The sequence below is a fragment of the Qipengyuania triglochinis genome, from assembly GCF_054655615.1.
Genome location: NZ_BAAHND010000004.1, coordinates 165,337 through 184,779, shown reverse-complemented (window position 1 = coordinate 184,779; position 19,443 = coordinate 165,337). Strand labels below are relative to the sequence as shown.

Genomic DNA, 19,443 nt, shown 5'->3' with positions numbered 1-19,443 from the left:
GAACTTTATTCCGTAGGCTCCAGCGAAAAACCTTGTAAATTTACGACCAAGGGAAGCAGCTTACCTCAGCCCAGGCGGGCCATAGCTTCCGTGGCCAAGCCGTAAGCCGTGCGTTCTTAGACGATTGAACAGAGCTCACTCCCTTCTTGAAAGAGAAAGCGGTCGCAAAAAGCTGCAGATCTTTCTTCCGAATTCGGAAATCTTCCTAAAATGGACGAAATAGATCCAGAAGACAGGTCCCCACTTGATGCGGCTAATGGAAAATTTGAATATTGCGACGAAGGTCGCGGCGCTGCTGCTGTTCCTCGGCGCGCTGCTTCTTGGCATTGCACTTGTCGGCAATAGCACAGCGAAAGGTGTCAGCCAGAGTTACAATGAGCTGGTTAAACGGACCTTGCCGGGGACCACCGATATCGCCCGCGCAAATCGGCGAGCGATTGAATTGGTCTATATCGCCGCCCAGTCGCTAGCATTCGACGCAGGGTCGACGGAAAGCGGCAAACTGCGGGAATCTTTGGCCACTGCATACGAACGCGGTGGAAACAACCTGTCGGATGCTCTGGAGACGGACCCTGCATTTGCCGATACCGTGCCTCAAATGCGCGGCTATTTTGATGAAACGCACAGGCTTTCGAGCGAGGTGCTGAATCTGGCTAATGCTGGCCGCATCGCTGAAGCACGTGTGGCGCTTGCTGCAGCAGGCGCGGAGCTCGAGAACTTCACCAAATCTGTTTCCGAAACTACCTACGCACGCGTTGAAAAGGGTGACGCGCGCACGGCCGAGATCGAAGCACGGGTCGAGCGAGATGCGACGATGTTGCTGGGGTACAGCCTGATCGCTGTGGGGGCCGGGCTAGGGATCGCGATCCCTCTGGCGCGGATGGGCATATCGCATCCGCTAGGCCAATTGCGTGGAGTAATGGGGGATCTGGCGGCGGGTAATAACAACGTCGATATCCCTGGCGACAAGCGTGGCGACGAAGTCGGAGAGATGGCTCGCGCAGTTCTAGTTTTCCGTGACAATGCGCTGGAGCAGGAGGTCGCCGAAGCTCAAAAGATTCGTGCGAACATCGAACAAAAGGAAGTGGTGGAGACGCTGGGCAGACATCTCGGGAGCTTGGCCCAGGGCGATCTTACCGCCTCGATAAAGACGCAGTTTCCACCAGACTATATTGCGCTGCGTGACAATTATAACGCTGCGCTGGATAGCCTTCGCGCACTTATCGGTGCGGTTATTACGGGCGCTGTGCAAATCCGCAATGGCTCAACAGAGATCGCCAGTGCGTCGAGCGACCTTGCTATGCGGACGCAGAGCAATGCAGCAAGCTTGGAGGAGACTTCAGCGGCGATCACGCAGATGAATGAGCGTCTGCGCGAGAGCGCTGGTTCGGCCAAGGATACGGTGGAACGCGCGGGGCAAGCGATGAATACGGTGGGATGCGGACGTGAGGTCGTGGACCGAGCGGTGCGCGCGATGGGTCGCGTCGCCGAAAACGCTGAAGGTATCGATACCGTTATTGAGGGGCTCGACAAGATTGCCTTTCAGACACGTGTGCTGGCCATGAACGCCGCAGTAGAAGCTGGTCGGGCAGGCGAAGCGGGCCGCGGCTTCGCAGTGGTGGCAGATCTTGTTTCGGCTTTGGCAATGCGCGCGGAAGAAGAAGCCAAGCGCGCACGTGAACAGCTGACCGTCACTCAGGCGGAGGTCGATACGGCGGTGGGTGCTGTCCGGGAGGTCGACGATGCGCTTGCCAATATCAATAGCGACGTAAGCGGGGTTGAAGAGCTGCTGAAATCTCTGGCTGAGGCGAACCTGGCACAATCCTCGACAATCGCCGAGGTGTCTACGTCGGTCGAAGATATGGACAATTCGACTCAGCGTAATGCCGCGATGGTAGAGGAAATGTCGGCAGCGGCACGCAGTCTGGAAGAGGAAGTTGCCTCTCTTGCCAGCCGCGCCGCGACATTCCGGGTCAGTGACAATAGCCCCGCTGTTTCGACCAAGCGAGCCTCGCTTTCGATAATGCAGGAGCAAGTCAGGCCCTTGTCCACCGGCGCGTTCGCTAGACTTTAATCGCAAAGCAGTGACCAATGGGATCTTTCTAAAGCCCTAGTTCCATACCTAGTTCGGCACAGCGAGCTTGAATGAGCAGCGGGCATTTGGCGCTTCGGTGGGATTGGCCAATGACTTGAACAAGGGCGGTTTGCTCTTATGCGTTCGGGCGGCAAAACCTGCAAATGAAGAGCCCTCACCAAAAAACTCAGCAAGATCGGGAACGACAGGCACCGGACATCTGCGATAGAAATATCCTCGAAAGGGGACGGATGGATGCGCCGTAATCAAAGACAATTATATGCCGAGCGGATTGATCGCGTCGTTGAGCATATCCAGAAACGGGTATCCGATGGTTCCGCGCCAGACCTCGCCGAACTGGCGGATGTGGCAGCGATGTCCCCTTACCATTTCCATCGCGTCTACCGGATTATGACCGGCGAAGCAGTAGGAGAGACGGTCAGGCGAGTTCGGCTCGCCCATTCCGTTCCGGCGCTTGCGCAACAACGCACAATCGCGGAAGTCGCCGGCGATAGCGGCTACGCTACCTCTCAAGCCTTCGCGAGGGCCTTTAAGTCTGCGGCAGGCGCGTCCGCATCTCAGTTAAGATCGGAAGCTGCAGCAATTGATACTCTGCTCGAAGTTTTGCAAAAACCGCGCCGTGTGGAAGGCGAACCTTCAAACTCGCTCGATATCGAAGTCGTGTCGCTCGATCCTTTTCGGTTACTCGCGATCCGCAACACCGGAGATTATCATGAACTGAACGCTGGTTATGCGAAGCTGTTCGAGCTCGTACTTCAACAGGTGGAGCCTTCGGATCTTCGCGGAATTTACGGCATTCCGCATGATGATCCACGCATCACTCCTGCATCGGAATGCCGCTTTGATTGCGCTCTGGCGACAGGTGCTGTCGGTCAGCCATTAGGCGATTTGAAGGTCGTGCGCGTTTCGAGTGGCGAATACATTCGTTTACGGAGAACCGGTAGCTACGACGCCCTGCACGATAGCATCGATTTGGTATACGCTTTCGCAATCGGAGTGCTGTCGAGAGAAGTGGCGCAAGAGCCGCTGCTTTTCCATTACCTTGATGATCCTGAAGAGATTGAAGACGAGGAAGAACTGCGCGCCGATATTTTTCTTCCGCTTGCTGCTGAAGGATGAAGCGATGATCCACCAGTTTTTCGCAATCGCGCTCATCTTCGCTGCGACAACTCCGCCCTCTGAGACAGACTTTCAGCCCGGATCGTACTCAGAAACGGTGAAGCTGGCGAATTTGAATTGGCTTACGGGAGCGTGGGAAGGGGAGGGGATCGACGGAGCCTTGGCGACAGAAGTCTATTCAGCGCCGGCGGGCAATCAGATGGTCGGTCATTTTCGTCAATTGGCGCCGGATGGCTCGGTGATGTTCTATGAATTGATCACCATCGTTCAGGTGGGCGAGACAATAGAATACCGACTAAAGCATTTTGACCCAGACCTGTCAGGGTGGGAGGAAAAGGCTGAAGTTCGCAGATTCCCTTTGCTGGCGACTCTTCGAGATAAATGGATTTTCGATGGCCTAATCATTCACCGCGAGACGAACGATCGCATGCAGATATCTGTCCGTGTGAAAAATGAGAGCGGATCGACCGAAAACCTGGATTTCAATTACCGGCGCTTATGATGATCGGTACCGTTCTGAAGATTGCGGGCAAGCTCAAGATAGGGAGCCGGGTCGACATACTAATGGCCCTCTATCGTGGATGCGAAATGCCGAAGCCAAGCGTTATGTCCTGCGCCATATATCACAAGTATGCGGTCTCCCGGTTCGGCGTTGCGCATTAACTTGGCGTAGATACTAACGTTACGGGCATACCATCTGGCATTGAGATGAGCTCCCGCCAAATCATCGTCCGATATGATCGGGATCATCGCATCGTAAAACTTCTGGCCCGCAGGGAAGCCGGGGCCATTGATCTCCAGAAGTAGGTCAGCGATCGAACGCGAACTCTGGCTTTCACCAAAACGGGCCGCCCATCCGCCAACCTCCTCGTCCAGTTCTGCAAGGATTGCAGACTGGCCAGACCGGTCGGCTGCCGAGCGGACCTGATCGATCGGGTAATAGCCTTCTTCCCCGTCGGTTGGCTGAACGTCGATTCCAAGAACCTGCTCTAGTCCAGCTTTATTCGCCACCCGGTACCCTATCTGCACGATTTCATTGGGGTCTTCGGCCAGCATTGCAGGAGAGAATTGTTCGTATTCGGCAACATGGTAGTCGGGGCCGGGCGCTACTGCTTCCACCACAACCTGTGTGGGATGAAAAACAGCCAGGGCTTGGGCCAAATTCTCAAGCTCGGCTTGTCTGGCTGGGGTGAGAACGGAATCAACTTCGACGTTGTGGTCATCCAAGCCAGGGTTGGCAAAATGGTAAACGCCTAAGACCATGACCTGAACGTCTTCGGCTTCGCTCTGTGCGGATACGCCCGAGTAGGGAAGCCCGAATAGCGCAACTGTAATCCAGCAGATGATCTTTTTCATTATACCCTGCCTGACATTCCATTTAGTCACCATGGCCCTAGTGGCTGTTAATGCTTAATGGATTTACTGCAAATGTAATGAGCTAAATTTTCAAAGGCAGCGCAACATGCCAGTATTATTCGTTCAACGGTTCTGTCGCCTTTTGATTAGCTCATCTACGACAGTTGGATCGGCTAGTGTCGAAGTATCGCCAAGCGAACCATAATCATTCTCTGCTATCTTGCGCAGGATCCGTCGCATGATTTTCCCGCTACGGGTTTTTGGCAGGCTCGGTGTGAAGTGCAGATGATCGGGTGTGGCGATTGCGCCGATTTCCTCTCGCACCAACTGCCGAAGTTCGTCACTTAGGGAGGCGGAAGGTTCTTCTCCTGCGATCAGCGTTACATAACAGTAGATGCCCTGCCCCTTGATGTCGTGAGGGAAGCCGACAACGGCAGCCTCGCTCACCGAAGGGTGAAGGACCAGTGCGCTTTCAACCTCCGCCGTACCCATACGATGGCCAGAAACATTGATCACATCGTCGACACGCCCGGTAATCCAGTAATAATCATTGGCATCCCGGCGGCAGCCGTCGCCGGTAAAATACTTTCCCTTGTATGTGCTGAAGTAGGTCTGGATGAAACGTTCGTGATCGCCGTACACCGTGCGAGCTTGCCCGGGCCAGCTTCGGGTAATGCATAAATTGCCTTGGGCAGGCCCTTCCAGGACCTCTCCCTCATTCCCGACCAATTGCGGGCACACGCCAAAGAACGGCTTGCCGGCACTTCCTGGTTTCATGTCGTGAGCGCCCGGTAGGGTCGTGATCATGATGCCGCCTGTTTCGGTCTGCCACCAAGTATCGACGATAGCTGCAGTGCCGCCGCCGACATGATCGTGGTACCATCGCCATGCTTCAGGATTAATTGGTTCGCCTACGGTGCCGAGGATGCGAAGCGACGAAAGATCATGCTTGGTGACATGTTCCGGGCCCTCGCGCATTAGTGCGCGGATAGCGGTAGGGGCGGTATAGAAGATGTTCACCTTGTGCTTCTCACACACAGCCCAGAAGCGGTCATTGTCGGGGTAGTTCGGTACGCCTTCAAAGATCAGTGCCGTCGCCCCGTTGAGAAGTGGGCCGTAAACTATATAGCTGTGGCCAGTGACCCAGCCGATATCCGCAGTGCACCAATAGATTTCGCCGGGACGGTAGTCGAATACGTATCGGAAAGTCGTCTCCGTCCAGACTGCGTACCCCCCCGTGGTGTGCACCACACCCTTAGGGCTTCCGGTCGATCCGGAAGTATAAAGAATGAAGAGCGGGTCTTCTGCGGCCATTGGCTCGCAAGGGCAATCCTTGCCCACATTTGCGGAAAGCTCGTGATACCAGTGGTCGCGCCCTTCGGTCATGCGGACACTGCCGCCGGTATGGCGCACCACTAGTACGGCATTGACAGTCGATTTTGTTAGAGCTTCGTCGATATTGGCTTTGAGGGGTATCGTCTTCGATCCTCGCAAGCCTTCATCTGCGGTCACGATATAATCGCTTTTGCAGTCCTCGACACGCCCTGCGATCGCTTCTGGAGAAAACCCGCCGAAAATAACCGAATGGACCGCTCCGATGCGGGCGCATGCGAGCATGGCGAAGGCGCCTTCGGGGACCATCGGCATATAGATCGTGACACGGTCGCCTTTTTTTACGCCCATTTCCCGCAATGTATTTGCCATGCGGATCACTTCTTTCTGAAGTTCGGCATAGCTAATATGGCGGCAGTCGCCATCCGGATCGTCCGGCTCGAAGATCAACGCTGGACGATTCCCGTTGCCCGCAGCAACGTGGCGATCGACAGCGTTGTGACAGATGTTGATTATGCCGTCCTCAAACCATCTGATGTCTACAGGATCATAACTCCAGCCGGCGATTTTTGTCGGCTTATCGAACCAGTCCAGGCGAGCGCCTTGCTCGGCCCAGAAATCTTCGCTGTGCTCTATGCTGCGGGTATACAGACGCTCGTAATCTTCAGCGTCGCAGCGTGTTCTGCCTGAAGGAGATTGCGGTTTGCGAACCCATGCGTTGATGGCTGCTACATCGCTCATTTATCTCTCTCCTCCGCGAAACTGATCACGTCGTAACGGCCCAGGTCGTCAGTGAAAAGGAGTAGCATTTTATAGATCGGGCAATCTCTGATCTGCAAAACCCCATCCTTTCAGCGACTTTGACTGTGCGCGGTCCAGCAGAGTTTTCGCCTTATCGATTGAGAAAGGCTGAGCGTCTTTCATCGTGCGCAACTCGTTCCAAGCGATCGGGACGGCGACAGGAGCCCCCGAGCGAGCGCGAGCGGAATAGGGAACGACCGCGGTGGAGCCGCGCTGATTGCGCAACCAGTCGATGAAAATCTTTCCCTTGCGCTTCGCTTTGCTCATGGTCGCGGTAAACCTCTCAGGCTCCGCGAGGCTCAGCGCTTCCGCGAACCTGCGCGAGAAGTCTTTATGGGCATCCCAGCCATGACCTGTGGTCAGGGGCACGACTACATGCACGCCCTTTCCGCCGGAGAGCATTGCAAAACTGGTAAGTCCAAGATCTGCCAATCGATCGCGGATGTCTCGGGCAGCGTGCTTGACTTCGTCAAAACCCAAACCTTCGTCAGGATCGAGGTCGAAGATCATCCGATCGGGCTTTTCGACGGCGTTCACCCGTGAAGCCCAGCCATGAAACTCGATCGTACCCATCTGCACGCACTGCAAAAGACCTCGCGGGTCATCGATATAGAGATAGTCTTCGTGGCCTCCGTCTTTTGCCTTGATCGGCACATGGCGCACTGCATCGCCGAACCCGCCACTGTCGTGTTTCTGGAAAAAGCAGTTCTTCGAGCGGCCCTGAGGGCACCGTACCAAGCTGATCGGACGGTTGGCTGTAAACGGTAACATGATCGGGGCTACAGCTTCGTAATAGTCAGCCAAATCTCCTTTGGTTTGTCCACTGTCCGGGAAAACCACCCGGTCACGGCTGGAGATCTTTACCGCCTCTTGTTCCTTCATTGGCGCGGCGGCAGTTTCGGGCTTTACCGATGATGCTTTCTTGTCTTCACGCAGCCCCAGAAAGCTACCGTGGCGCACATTCCCATCTGCTGTAAATTCAGCAAAAGCGATTTCGGCAACCAGCTTCGGGGTGATCCAGGTTACCCCGCGGGCACTAGCCTTGTCAGTTTCGACTGGGGGTGTCTTTCGCTCGAGACGGTTCATTTTCTTCGCGAGGTCGTCGAGGTCGTCGGCAGAGAAGCCTGTACCTACATTGCCTTTGTAGACAAGTTCACCAGCATCATGTTGTGCGAGCAAGAGGGAGGCAAAGGGGCGACCCCTTGCGGAAGATTTTTTCCAGCCCACGATCACGAATTCCTGCCGCCTCGTGCACTTGACCTTCACCCAGGATTTGCTGCGGCTCGAGGAATATGTTCCATCGACAGTCTTGGATATGATGCCTTCCTGACCGGCGTCACACATGGCGCGATAAAGCTTTTCTCCGGCACCCAACACATGCTCAGCGACGTAGATGGGTGGTTCGGAGGATTCGAGCAAAGCATCGAGCCGCTCCTTCCGCTCTATATTGGGAAGAGATACGAGATTCTCCCCCTCCAGTTCAAGAAGGTCGAACGCATGCAAGGCCAGAACATCGCTCTCGCCCTGCGAACCTTTACCGCGCTTGAGCACCTTCTGGAGCGTGGAGAAATCAGGATTTCCCTTCGCATCTGTAGCTACGATCTCGCCATCGATAAGACATGGAGGTAGGTCTAGATCTGAGATCGCGTGGACGAGTGGGCCGAACTTGTCAGTCCAGTCCTTGCCGTTACGCGTGTATATCTTAACGATGTCGCCCTTCGCCGCGATCAGCGCACGATACCCGTCGAACTTAATCTCGTGCATCCAGCGATTGCCGGTAGGAACGTCGTCTACGAGAGTGGCCAGTTGCGGCTTACGATATCTAGGAAGAGGCGCGCCTCCCTTCCGATCAGATTTGGCCTCCTGAGCGCGCTTGGGCGAGTTTCTTCCCATCTCCGAAAGAAACGCATCATCTACTTTCCCCCTCTCGCGACGTTCCGCAGCCTTATTGGCGGCGATCTCTGCCATAGACCGCCCGGAGAGCACGCTCGTCAATTCATGTTGAACAAGTGTATCGCCTTCATCCGCGTGTTCGTCCTGCAGTTTGCGCAGTAGCCAGTTTTCTCTTTTCTCTCCCGATTTGGGTTTTAGCCGGATCAACAGCCATTCCCCCTTCATTCTCTCACCCTCGAGAACGAAATGGAGATGACCGTCTTTGAGATCGTGGGCGCTCTTTCCTTCGATGGGTGACCAAGAGCCGCGATCCCACAGCATCACCGTGCCACCGCCATACTCTTTTTTGGGAATGACGCCCTCGAACGTAGCATAAGACATCGGATGGTCTTCGGTCCGAACTGCCAGGCGTTTGATATCCGGGTCGGGGGAGGGGCCTTTGGTTACGGCCCAGCTCTTGAGAACTCCATCAATTTCAAGCCGCAAGTCCCAATGCAGCCGGGTCGCATCATGCTTCTGCACAATGAACAGATTGCCGTTTTGGCTACTCTCTTTCTTGCCCGCTGGTTCGGGTGTCTGTCCGAAGTCGCGCTTGGCGTTATAAACGGCGAGTGGGTCCTTGCGCGCCGCCATATGATCAGGCCGACTTCTTGCGTTTGGCAGCCTTCTTCGGCTTCTCTTCGCCTACCGATTTTTTGAGAGCCGCCATGAGGTCGATCACATTGCCGCCCGAGCTTTCGGGGTCGTCTACATCCTCGATGATGGTCTTCTTGCTTTTCGATTTCGACTTTTTGTCGATCAGCTTCCTCAAAGCATCCGCATAGCGATCCTCGAATTCGGACGCATCAAAGGGTGCGCTCTTCTGTTCGATCAAAGTGCTGGCGAGATCGAGCAACTCCTTTTTGGGCTTCGCCTCCTCGATGTCATCGAAGAATGATTGTCCGGCACGCACCTCATCCGAATATCGAAGCGTTTCCAGAAGAAGGCCTTTCCCGCATGGCTTTATGGCGACAAGCTTCTCGCTACCTCTCACCGATAATTGCCCAAGTGCGACCTTCTTTGCCTTCCGCAATGCTTCGCGCAGCACCACGAAAGCCTCCTCCGCCAACTCGTCCTGAGGAGCAACGTAATAGGGCTTTTCAAAATAGAGCGGATCGATTTCGCACGAATCGACGAACTGAACCAATTCCAGTGTGCGCTTGCTCTCGATTTTGACGGCTTCGATCTCCTCGTCTTCCAAGAGAACGTAATTGCCCTTCGAGACTTCGTAACCGCGTATGATGTCATCGCGGTCAACCGGACCGACGCCCGGTACGACCTTTTCGTAAGATATCCGCTTGCCGCTAGGCTCGTGGATCTGGTTGAAACGGATTTTTGCCCCGGATTTGGACGCCGAATAAATCTCCACCGGTATCGAAACCAGCGCCAGTCTGATCTGCCCCTGCCAATATGCGCGTGCCGCCATGAACCATCCCTTCGGATAGGTAGCGTTCCGGCGGGGAAATGGTTTCCCGCGGCTTGCCGTGATCGCTTGCGAAGGCGAGCGACAACTTGCTTCGATTAATGCGTCAAGCGGTTGCGCATCCGGTAGCGCCCGTTTTCGAACTGCTCGAAATACTGATGCACATCGGGGTGCGAGACAGGGCCAGCAAGCGAGTCCCCGATCAAATTCTGCTGACTGACATAGGCGACGTAATCACTCTCGTCGCTTTCGGCGAGCAAGTGGTAGAAAGGCTGGTCACGATCGGGCCGGATCTCTTCGGGAATGGCCTGATACCATTCTTCGCTATTGGCGAAGACAGGATCGATATCGAAGATGACACCGCGAAAATCGAAAGCTTTGTGACGCACGACATCGCCAATCGCGAAGTTTGTGCGCAGTCGACGCGGGGCCTCTAAAGTGCGGCCTGCCTGGGCGGAGAAAAACGATGATTTTTCCATGAGTTTGCAGAATATGGGCCTCGACACCGTCAAGACAAGGTCTTGAACTGTCTAGTCCCCCGAATTCGGACGACAAAGGGCTTGGCAAGGCAGGAGCAGAGGGCTAAGGGGCGCGCTCGCTTCGACCCGGGTCCCACGACCCCGAGAGCGCACCCGGTTTGCGGAGAGGTGGCAGAGTGGTCGAATGCGCCGCACTCGAAATGCGGTATACGGGCAACCGTATCGAGGGTTCGAATCCCTCCCTCTCCGCCATATCCTACCATTTAAGCGTCGGCGCCTCCGACTGATGATCTATCGCAAAAAGATGCATGACGGGTGCATTGACGCTGCCGCTCATAACGCTGTCTTACCTTTACACCTGTTGGCCTTGGCCATTACCTCGCCAAGATAAGTTGAGGTGAAAGGGCGGATATGCACGAGCGCTGTGTTTTTCTAAGCAAGGGCTTCAGAGGCAGTTGGGGTTCGAAGGTCACTTCAACCCTAACGGGATTTTTCACTTCCCGCCTAGGAGAGCTCCATGCCTATTTCCGTCAACGAAGGAAATTGGTGTGACAGACCTTATGGCATCTCCTTCTTTTGCGACTACGCCAGCATCTACTCCTGCGGGGGATAGCGAAGCACCACCACTGGTCGGACTGACCAACTTTCTAGACCCAACCCATTTTTGGGGTGCTGTCGGGCTAGGCGTGGCTTTCCTGATTTTTGGCTTTCTGCTGAGCTGGGTCGTGCGCCGAGCATTGAAGACATTGATAGATCATGATCCGAACGAGCGGATCGATCGAATGACGATCAGCTTCATCCAGCATTTGGCGACCTTCATCATGTGGATCGTACTGGCGTTGATTTTCTCCCATGTGGTGCCTGCATTGAACAAGGTGACCACATCGCTCTTGGCGGGGGTCAGCATCGTTTCGGTGGTGATTGGGTTCGCCGCGCAATCGACACTGGGTAATCTGGTATCCGGCATCAGTCTGGTACTTTACAAGCCATTTCGCCGCGGGGATCGCTTGCAACTCACCACGCCGACAGGGCTGGAGACGGGCATCGTAGAGGATCTCTCGCTCGGTTATACGGTGCTGCGGACGTTCGACAATCGACGTATCGTGCTGTCGAACGGAACGATCGCCAACCAGATCATGATCAATCTGTCCTCTGTGGACCTCAGGGTCATGATTTCTCCAACCATCTCTATCGGCTATGATTCCGATATCGATAAGGCGAGAGCAATCGTGCTAGATTTGGCGCGAACCCATGACGATATTACCGAGGTAGTCGGCTGCCCGCTCGTGAACCTGGGTTCGTCCAGCGTGGATTTGTCGCTTCGCGCCTGGTGCGCCGATGCAGCGACAGCAAAGGCGGTTGAGTTCGATCTTTTAGAGCAGATTAAGAAACGCTTCGACGATGCCGGCATCGAGATACCGTATGCCTATCAGAATGTTGTCTTGAGCAGCGCGACTTCTGCTGAGCGGCCGGAGACAGAGGGTGGATCTTCAAACGCGAAAGATTCGGACTGAGACGCAGTTTGTTTGATTAACACTATTCGCTGACGCGAGCTGTCAGAATGGAATCGAGAATGCGCGGATCCTCTCCAACAGGTTCTAGCGTGGGATAGCGCTGCCCCTCGGTATTTTCGACAAGAAGGGTCTTAACCCTATCCAGCCGTTCTACGACCAGTTCGATGGTTCGGCCGCAGTCGTCCAAGGCGTCCTGCATCGCAGCATGAGAATAGGTTACTCCGTCGACCGATAGAATTTTCATGCCTTTGATGATGCCGGCCCGAAAGGCCGGGCCGTCCCACAGCACGTCGATCACTTTCGCGCTAGTTCCGATTTTTAAACCGAGTGAGTAAGAAAAATCGAAATAGGAATGATGCGTCTGGTCGTCGGCCAACCATTCAGATGGCCTCTTTGTCCACGCCAGCCGATAGCCCGCATCTTCTATGCCGGCATAGGGTGCGTGTTCGGCAATGCGGTCCACCCGGGCTTCAAAGAATGCTTCCCAGTCAAAATCTTGAAACTCACCTAGGGCCTTGATCAATTCCGCTCTTGAATAAGGTTTTTGCGGGAGCGGCTTACTGCCCCCTTCCGCATCCAGAGGCGCGAAGAACTGAAGCATGAAGTCATCGAGGGTCCGCTGACCACCGGACGCAGTGCGGATCAAGACGTCCGTCTCGAGCCAGATGAGCAGGCCTTCGGAATAATAGTCTTCGGATCGTTGCCAGCTTTGCCACGGCTGCACCTCACGGGCGGTGAAAATGGGGTCGTTGTCGGTATCAGCTAGGGGCCGCCATTTTCGCCCGGGCCGGTTGTCATAGGTTGCGAAGATCAACGCAAAGGCCTCGCGTGTCAGCCTTGCCGATATGAGGCCGCATCGAGCTGCGAGTACATGCCCGTAATACTGTGTCAGACCCTCATAGACCCACATCATTTCGTTGGTCATTCGGCTGAAGTCAGGTTGGTAGTTCCCTGCAGGGACACGGTATTTGCCGACCCATGCGTGGACGTATTCATGCGGCAGCAAATCCCGCTCGGTCGTCGAGCTTTCCCAATTGCTGAAATACGTCGCGCGAACGCCTTCTTCACTGCAACTCTCGTGCTCGAGACCCATGCGCCCAATCTGATCGGAGCAGGCCATGAGGAAGATGTATTTTCCGAAGGGCCGGCTCCCGAAAAGCGCGTCGGCTTCTGCCACGAGCCGCCGGTGACACACCAGTTCCTCGCGCCGCTGCGGTAGCTGGTCTGCCCTGTCTGCAACAATCAGCAGTTCGATATCGTCATCGAGCTTCTCGCGATGGGCATGGATTCCCGCTAGAACCGGGGAGTCGATCAGCGTGCGCACATCGACGGGTGCGAAATGGATAAGGCCGCTATCCCTAGTCTCGGCGGAAATTTGGTCGAGCACGCATGCCCATTCCCATCCGTTCGGAAGGCGTAGAGATGGTTCGATCACGATCTCGTCAATCGCGAGATCGGCCGGATACAGCAGGCATTCTTCCCAGTGAAAGCGGAGTATTTCATCGCTTACCATGATGCGACCCTGGTTGCTCTGCGTCGGAGAAAGCGATTGATGCGTGATCTTCAGGGTTGAGGCATCAGTCGGCAGTTCCACCACAATCCTGTATGGATTATCCGGGTCACGCTGCCATCGACATGTCTTTTTATCTGCACGGAAGTTCAATCCGGCCAACCGATCGATTGCGCCACGCGGAGCGTGATAAGCAGGAAGCCACTTGGCGAGAGTGAGCGCAATTTGCCCGTCATGCTCCGCCACGGACATCGTCTGCGAGGTCCAAAAGATCGCACGTGCGACGTCGGTCGCATCAACTGCGAGTTGTATCGTCGAGCCTTGCTTATCGTTCGGTTTGGTCAAAGCTACTCTCCCAATGTTCCGCCGATGCCAACGATCGGCGTGCTAGACCGGCGCTCTGAAATCTAGATATGCTATGAGCAATCTCTCCCGCCCGCAAAACAGACTATAGGTGATTGCTTGAGGTTTGGACCAAATCGTTTCACATCGGTTCCGATAAACCACCGGCCGCAGAACCGGAGCGAGATGGATGTGTGAATTGTTTGCGATGAGTGCGTCGGTCCCGCACACGGTCCGTTACGAGCTCGATCTTTTCGCCGCCGAGGGGGGCGAGCGCCATCGGAATCGCGATGGCTGGGGCATTCTATTTGCCCAGGACCGCGATGGGTACCTTTTTCGTGAACCCGATCCGGCTGCGACCAGCGAACTCACCAGGATGGTCGTCCGAAACGAGCGCCCCTGCAAGCAGCTTATGGCACATGTGCGCAGGGCGACGGCGGGTAAGCCAGAATTGGCGAATACCCATCCATTTGACCGCGTGCGGCACGGAAGGAGGCATGCGTTCGCCCATAACGGTGAATTGCCGGGACTGGAAACGCGCGCTGGCGCAGCGCACCTGCTCGGAGAAAGAATAGGCGACACCGATTCCGAACTTGCCTTTCTGTTGCTGCTTGACCGCTTGGCCCGATCAGGCGCTGATGAACCGATCCTACGGTTCGAGACCTTCCACCGCTTTGCTGCAGATATGCGAGAGCTTGGAAGTTCCAATTTTCTATTTTTCGATGGAGAGTTCCTATTCGTTCATGCCGACCGCCGACGCTTTGAAACGGACGAAGGTTTGACCGAACCGCAGGAGCCGGGTCTCAATATTCGATCCTTCGACGAACATCACCGAGGAGAACCATGGAGTGTTCGGGGTGCGAGTATCGAAAAAATTTGCGGACCTTTGCATCTGTTCGCATCGGTGCCGCTTGATCCGGAGGGTTGGGAACCGCTGACCCGTGGAACAGCTATGCTCCTGAAAGACGGGAAAATCGTGTCGCGACAGCAGAACTGATTTTGGGTTCAAGTAGCGATTGTGGATAGCCGGTACACCAGGGAAAGGAAGAACATGCCGAAAAAAGTCGCCGAAATCGTTGTCGACGCGCTCCAGAAAGCTGGAGCAAAGCGCGTTTACGGAATTCCCGGCGACACCATCAATCATTTTACGGATGCTGTAGCCAAAAGTGACCTTCGCTGGATTACGGTCCGCCACGAAGAGGCAGGCGCTTTTGCTGCGGGCGCGGAATCCTACATGACCGGCGAATTGTCGATCTGCGCCGGCACCTGCGGGCCGGGGTCACTTCACTTCGTAAATGGGATTTACGAAAGCCACCGCAACGGTGCGCCAGTCGTGCTTATCGCATCCGATGTCGCGCGTACGGAAAGCGGGTTCAACTTCCCCCAGGAAGTCGATCAGAAAAAGATTTACGAGCAGCATTCGCATTTCTGCGAATACATCTCTCACCCCTCGCAGGCCCGCCGCATCGTGACCAAGGCCGCCCAAGCCGCACTCACGAAGAAGGGCGTTGCGGTCGTCATCGTGAACGGGGACATGTTCACGGAAAGCGACGACGATGAAAGGGATTGGGCAGTTTATCGTCCTCAACCTGTTTGCCGCCCCAGCGATGCAGAAATGGCCGAGCTTGCCGCTCTTGTCGATGCGGCTGGAAAGGTAACTGTCTACGCAGGGATCGGTGCGCGTGATGCGCGTGACGAGATCATTGCCTTCTGCGAAAAAGTCAAAGCGCCCATGGTGCATACGACGCGGGCCAAGGAGTTCCTCGAACCGAACAATCCCTACAATGTCGGGGTAAACGGCATTCTAGGCAACAAGGCGGGTGTGGAGGCGTTGGAAGCCGCCGATCTCGTTATCTCGCTCGGCTGCGACTTTGCCTACACCCAGTATTATCCTGACGGTAAGAAGATCGCGCAGATCGATATTGATCCTACCCATCTCGGCAGACGTTCGGCCGTCCACCTTGGTTTGGTTGGAGACGCAAAGACGACGATGTCCGCGCTGTTACCGATAATCGCTGCGAAATCCGACGCGGACCATTTGGAGAGGCAACAGAAACAGTGGGCCGAAGATCTGGAGGGTTATGAAAAAGAGGGTGAGGAAAGCGATCCCGCGCTGATTCACCCGCAGTTCGTCGCCAATATGCTAGACCAAAAGGCGGCCGAGAATGCTATCTTCGTGTCGGATGCCGGCACTTCGATGGTCTGGATGCTGCGACACGTGAAGGCCAACGGCGAGCGGCGCTTCCTCAACACTCTGCTTCACGGCACGATGGCGAGCGGGATGCCGCAGGCTATGGGAGCGAAACTCGCCTATCCCAACCAGCAGGTTATCGCAATGTGTGGCGATGGCAGCCTTACCATGCTGATGGGCGAATTGCTGACCTTGGTGCAAGAACAGATCCCTCTCAAACTGGTGGTATTTCACAACAACTCCTTCGGATTTGTGGAAATGGAGCAGCGGGTCGAAGGACTTGTCGATCATTACACTAGTTTGCACAATCCAGACTTCGCCAAACTGGCGGAGGCTTGTGGGTTAGCTGGCTGGCATGTCGAGAATGCAGATGCGCTGGAACCAGCAATGGACGCTTGGCTACAGCACGATGGGCCAGCCTTGCTGGATGTGAAGGTCAACCAGATGGAACTCGTGATGCCGCCAAAAATCGAAGCGTCGCAGGTTGCGGGAACAGCGCTGTTCGGGGTGAAGGCAGTACTGGATGGCCGAACCCGGGAGGTGGTGGACCTCCTGAGAAATAACTTTCTGCGATAGAGGTTAGCAGGGCCGTTAGAAGAAGCGGATCAACCCAGATCACCAGTGCCTGAGTGCTGCCACATTCATGGTCTGGACGCAGCAAAAGCATTGGTGGCCGTGCAGCACTACCCTTCGCTTCGGCTCATCACACTCGTCTAAAGCGAACGGAGTTTCTGCCTAAAATCATGGCACTTAGCCCTTCGCGCTGAGGGCAAGCAGGGCGAAGCTCGCCAGCCAGTGCTCCCCAGCGTAATCACCTGCGATATGCTCGCTGGCACAATCAAGGTGTAAATCGCCACGCTCTCTGATCAGCTTTCTAGCTGAATTCGATCCCAGCGCTTCTGCGATGGTAAAGAGGCACCACGACCGGCTCAGGTTGAGCCCGTCCAGATGAGCAATCTTGCCATCGCTGCGGTCGCTGACGGTGACTGGCCGACAATTTTTGTCGAGCCAGCTATTTTTCAGTATGAGATTCTCAAGCCATGGCACGAACTGGTCATGTGGCATGACCCGGCTCATCAGCAACGCGATGGTCAGCACGGGGGAAAGGAATTCATCGCCGCCAGGCTCCCATCCCGCGTAGTCGCGCTGTTCGCTGAAGGCTGCGAGTGACCATTCATCAATGGTCGCCAGCAGCTTGGGATCGCGCATCTCAGCCCACTCGCGAGCGAGAACGAGTGCAAAGGCCGTGTTGAAATGAGTGCCGACCGTGATGGGATAGGTGAGTAGACGCAGATAGTCGCCCAGACGATCCGCAAAGGCGCGGGCGAGAGGTTCCAGACGCGCGCCCCATTGAAAATCCTCGTGGCGCTCGGCTTCGTGGTGAAGATAAAGCAACCAAGCCCAGCCGTAGGGGCGCTCGAAACCGCGGGATTCCGGGCGGTCGAGATAGGCTAGTTCGGCTTTTAGTTTACTGCCGGTGAAGGTAGTCTCCGCAAGTGCCGTTATCTCGCTCGCATCTGGCGCATTGGGATAAAGCCGTCGCACCGTGAGCAAGGTCCACCATCCATGCACGCAGCTATGCCAATCGAAGCTGCCGAAGAACACCGGATGCAGTTCGCGTGGAGGCAGGACGTCCCCATCTCCCGCCATCACATGGTCTAGCTTGTGCGGATATTCGCGCCCGACGTGGCCGAGCGCGATAGAAGCGAAATCGCCAGCGGTGTTTTCAGTCAGTTCCATAGCAAGAAGCCTGCGATATAAATGATGGCGATGTTGCAGATCAGTAGGGGGATTGCCGTGCCCACTTGCTGGCGGATTACTGCGTTCTGGTCTTTCAGTTCCAGAAGCGCGGCTGGTACGATGTTGAAGTTGGCCGCCATCGGGGTCAGCAAAGTGCCGCAGAAGCCTGCAAGCATACCGACCGCGCCTATCACTGCCGGATTGCCGCCATAGATTTCGATCAACAGCGGAATTCCGATTGCCGCTGCCATAACCGGAAACGCGGCAAAGGCATTGCCCATTATGATGGTGAACAAAGCCATACCAAGTGCGAAGACAATCACGGTCAGAAACACGCTTCCATCGGGAATTACTTCGCTCGCAACGCCGCCGATTATCTCACCTACACCAGCAAGTGCGAAAACCGCGCCGAGAGCTGCAAGCATTTGTGGTAAAATAGCTGCCCACCCAATCGAATCCAGCAAGCGGCGCCCTTCCTCGGCTGGCGCTAAGAGCGGGGGGCGCAACCACAGAATTGCGACTATCAAGGCAAAGATCACGCCGATGCCGAAAAGAATGAGCGTTTCTCTCCGTGGTTCGAAAAGGCCCGTCTCGCTCAAGCCCGTATAATTGTAGAGGAGCGTACCGGCTACGGTCGTGAGCGGAACGATCAGTGCTGGGACGAAGAGCTTGTTGCCGAATCTCTTGGCATATTCGGCCCGCTCCTCACCGTTCGTTGTTTCCGGATCACTTCGCTTGAGCCCACCGAGGCCTGCAATGCCGACCAAGGCCAGCACGAGCAAGCCATTGGCGAAATCGGTCAGATGGCTGCCAAAGAAGAAGCTCGCCGACAGCAACCCCCAAAAGGCTGCATTGCCATACCGGCAGTCTCGCAGGCTAAGTGCTGACCATATCGCGAAGAAAGCGCCCGCGAGGATGTAGAGCCATTCATAGGTGATCACGGTTCAAGCCTCCCCAGGTTCCGATCGAGAGCACGAATACGCCAGGAATGGATGACGAAGGCGCAGATCGCTGTGGGGATTGCCCAGACCGATAGCTGCAGCGGGGTCAGTGCGTAACCGTAACTTTCGAAGACGCCCTGGATGAGCAGGATCGAGGCGATGGCGAAGAAGATATCCTCTCCGAAGAAGAGGCCGACATTATCTGTGGCCGCAGACATCGCCAGCACCTTTTCGCGATCCTTGTCGGCAAGGGCGCCGTGGGATTTCTCTGCGGCCGCTTCTGCCATGGGAGCAACCAGCGGGCGAACGGCCTGTGGATGGCCACCGATATCCTTCATACCGAGCGCCGCCGTCAATTGCCGGAAAAGAAGGTAGAGCGTTAGCAATTTACCCATGGTCGCACCGCGCACGCTCTCGATTACCCCGCGTGCACGTTGTTGTAATCCGTAGCGTTCGAGCAGACCGATCACCGGCAGAATGATCCAAGTGACAGAGATGTAGCGATTGTCATTGAAGGCACGGCCGAGCGCCTCGATCACAGCAACCAGATCAAGGCCCGCCAGCAATCCGGTCGCCAGCGCTGCTGCTACCACGACAAGCAGCGGATTGAACCGCAGCGCAAAGCCGATGACGACAAGCGCAATGCCCAAAAGGGGCCAATAGTTCAT

The 19,443-nt window shown here is 55.7% G+C and carries 15 protein-coding genes and 1 tRNA gene; 7 read left to right on the top strand and 9 right to left on the bottom strand.

Annotated features, from left to right (window positions below; genetic code table 11):
- Positions 1-265 precede the first annotated feature (265 nt).
- The 3 genes from ACYQ0G_RS13985 to ACYQ0G_RS13975 all read left to right on the top strand — a co-directional run bounded on the left by ACYQ0G_RS13985 (position 266) and on the right by ACYQ0G_RS13975 (position 3,716).
- Complete coding sequence (locus ACYQ0G_RS13985) at positions 266-2,074, top strand: methyl-accepting chemotaxis protein (protein WP_460103759.1); 1,809 nt, start codon at positions 266-268, stop codon at positions 2,072-2,074.
- 255 nt (positions 2,075-2,329) lie between these two features.
- A complete protein-coding gene (locus ACYQ0G_RS13980) occupies positions 2,330-3,214 on the top strand; it encodes an AraC family transcriptional regulator (protein WP_460103757.1) in 885 nt (294 codons plus the stop codon).
- A 4-nt stretch (positions 3,215-3,218) separates the two neighbouring features.
- The gene (locus ACYQ0G_RS13975; protein ID WP_460103755.1) at positions 3,219-3,716 is read left to right on the top strand and encodes a DUF6265 family protein; all 498 of its coding nucleotides are present in this window, start codon (positions 3,219-3,221) and stop codon (positions 3,714-3,716) included.
- Positions 3,717-3,775: 59 nt separating this feature from the next.
- Here the strand turns inward: ACYQ0G_RS13975 and ACYQ0G_RS13970 are convergent, their stop codons facing one another.
- From ACYQ0G_RS13970 to hspQ, 5 genes are all read right to left on the bottom strand, one after another.
- Entirely contained in the window at positions 3,776-4,570 is a 795-nt protein-coding gene (locus ACYQ0G_RS13970) for a DUF5694 domain-containing protein (protein WP_460103753.1), read from the bottom strand.
- A gap of 123 nt (positions 4,571-4,693) precedes the next feature.
- A complete protein-coding gene (gene acs, locus ACYQ0G_RS13965) occupies positions 4,694-6,643 on the bottom strand; it encodes an acetate--CoA ligase (RefSeq protein ID WP_460103751.1) in 1,950 nt (649 codons plus the stop codon).
- Positions 6,644-6,712: 69 nt separating this feature from the next.
- The gene (gene ligD, locus ACYQ0G_RS13960) at positions 6,713-9,229 is read right to left on the bottom strand and encodes a DNA ligase D (protein ID WP_460103750.1); all 2,517 of its coding nucleotides are present in this window, start codon (positions 9,227-9,229) and stop codon (positions 6,713-6,715) included.
- A 4-nt stretch (positions 9,230-9,233) separates the two neighbouring features.
- Positions 9,234-10,061, bottom strand: coding sequence for a non-homologous end joining protein Ku (gene ku, locus ACYQ0G_RS13955; RefSeq protein WP_460103748.1), 828 nt, complete (start codon positions 10,059-10,061; stop codon positions 9,234-9,236).
- 95 nt (positions 10,062-10,156) lie between these two features.
- On the bottom strand, positions 10,157-10,537 hold the full coding sequence (gene hspQ / locus ACYQ0G_RS13950) for a heat shock protein HspQ (protein ID WP_460103746.1): 381 nt from the start codon (positions 10,535-10,537) through the stop codon (positions 10,157-10,159).
- 162 nt (positions 10,538-10,699) lie between these two features.
- On the opposite strand from hspQ, the gene ACYQ0G_RS13945 reads away from it, so the two are divergent.
- Both ACYQ0G_RS13945 and ACYQ0G_RS13940 read left to right on the top strand, forming a co-directional pair.
- Positions 10,700-10,789, top strand: a tRNA-Ser gene (locus tag ACYQ0G_RS13945).
- Between the two features lie 296 nt (positions 10,790-11,085).
- Positions 11,086-12,051: a mechanosensitive ion channel family protein gene (locus tag ACYQ0G_RS13940; RefSeq protein ID WP_460103744.1), complete on the top strand. Its 966-nt coding sequence runs from the start codon at positions 11,086-11,088 to the stop codon at positions 12,049-12,051.
- A 22-nt stretch (positions 12,052-12,073) separates the two neighbouring features.
- On the opposite strand, the gene ACYQ0G_RS13935 is transcribed toward ACYQ0G_RS13940, so the two are convergent.
- Complete coding sequence (locus ACYQ0G_RS13935) at positions 12,074-13,906, bottom strand: M61 family metallopeptidase (protein WP_460103742.1); 1,833 nt, start codon at positions 13,904-13,906, stop codon at positions 12,074-12,076.
- Between the two features lie 187 nt (positions 13,907-14,093).
- Here ACYQ0G_RS13935 and ACYQ0G_RS13930 point away from each other — a divergent pair, with 187 nt between their 5' ends.
- Together ACYQ0G_RS13930 and ACYQ0G_RS13925 are read left to right on the top strand one after the other, a co-directional pair.
- Positions 14,094-14,900, top strand: coding sequence for a class II glutamine amidotransferase (locus tag ACYQ0G_RS13930; RefSeq protein WP_460103741.1), 807 nt, complete (start codon positions 14,094-14,096; stop codon positions 14,898-14,900).
- A gap of 54 nt (positions 14,901-14,954) precedes the next feature.
- The gene (locus tag ACYQ0G_RS13925; protein ID WP_460103739.1) at positions 14,955-16,670 is read left to right on the top strand and encodes a thiamine pyrophosphate-dependent enzyme; all 1,716 of its coding nucleotides are present in this window, start codon (positions 14,955-14,957) and stop codon (positions 16,668-16,670) included.
- 174 nt (positions 16,671-16,844) lie between these two features.
- Here the strand turns inward: ACYQ0G_RS13925 and ACYQ0G_RS13920 are convergent, their stop codons facing one another.
- Genes ACYQ0G_RS13920 through ACYQ0G_RS13910 form a run of 3 tightly spaced genes read right to left on the bottom strand, consistent with a single transcriptional unit; the run spans position 16,845 to position 19,443 of the window.
- A complete protein-coding gene (locus tag ACYQ0G_RS13920) occupies positions 16,845-17,834 on the bottom strand; it encodes a DUF2891 domain-containing protein (protein ID WP_460103738.1) in 990 nt (329 codons plus the stop codon).
- Positions 17,825-18,775 (bottom strand): DUF979 domain-containing protein, encoded by a 951-nt coding sequence (locus ACYQ0G_RS13915; RefSeq protein WP_460103736.1) that lies wholly within the window; start codon positions 18,773-18,775, stop codon positions 17,825-17,827. Before ACYQ0G_RS13915 ends, ACYQ0G_RS13920 begins: the two co-directional genes overlap by 10 nt.
- Positions 18,772-19,443 (bottom strand): DUF969 domain-containing protein, encoded by a 672-nt coding sequence (locus tag ACYQ0G_RS13910; protein ID WP_460103734.1) that lies wholly within the window; start codon positions 19,441-19,443, stop codon positions 18,772-18,774. The genes ACYQ0G_RS13915 and ACYQ0G_RS13910 overlap by 4 nt, the downstream gene beginning before the upstream one ends.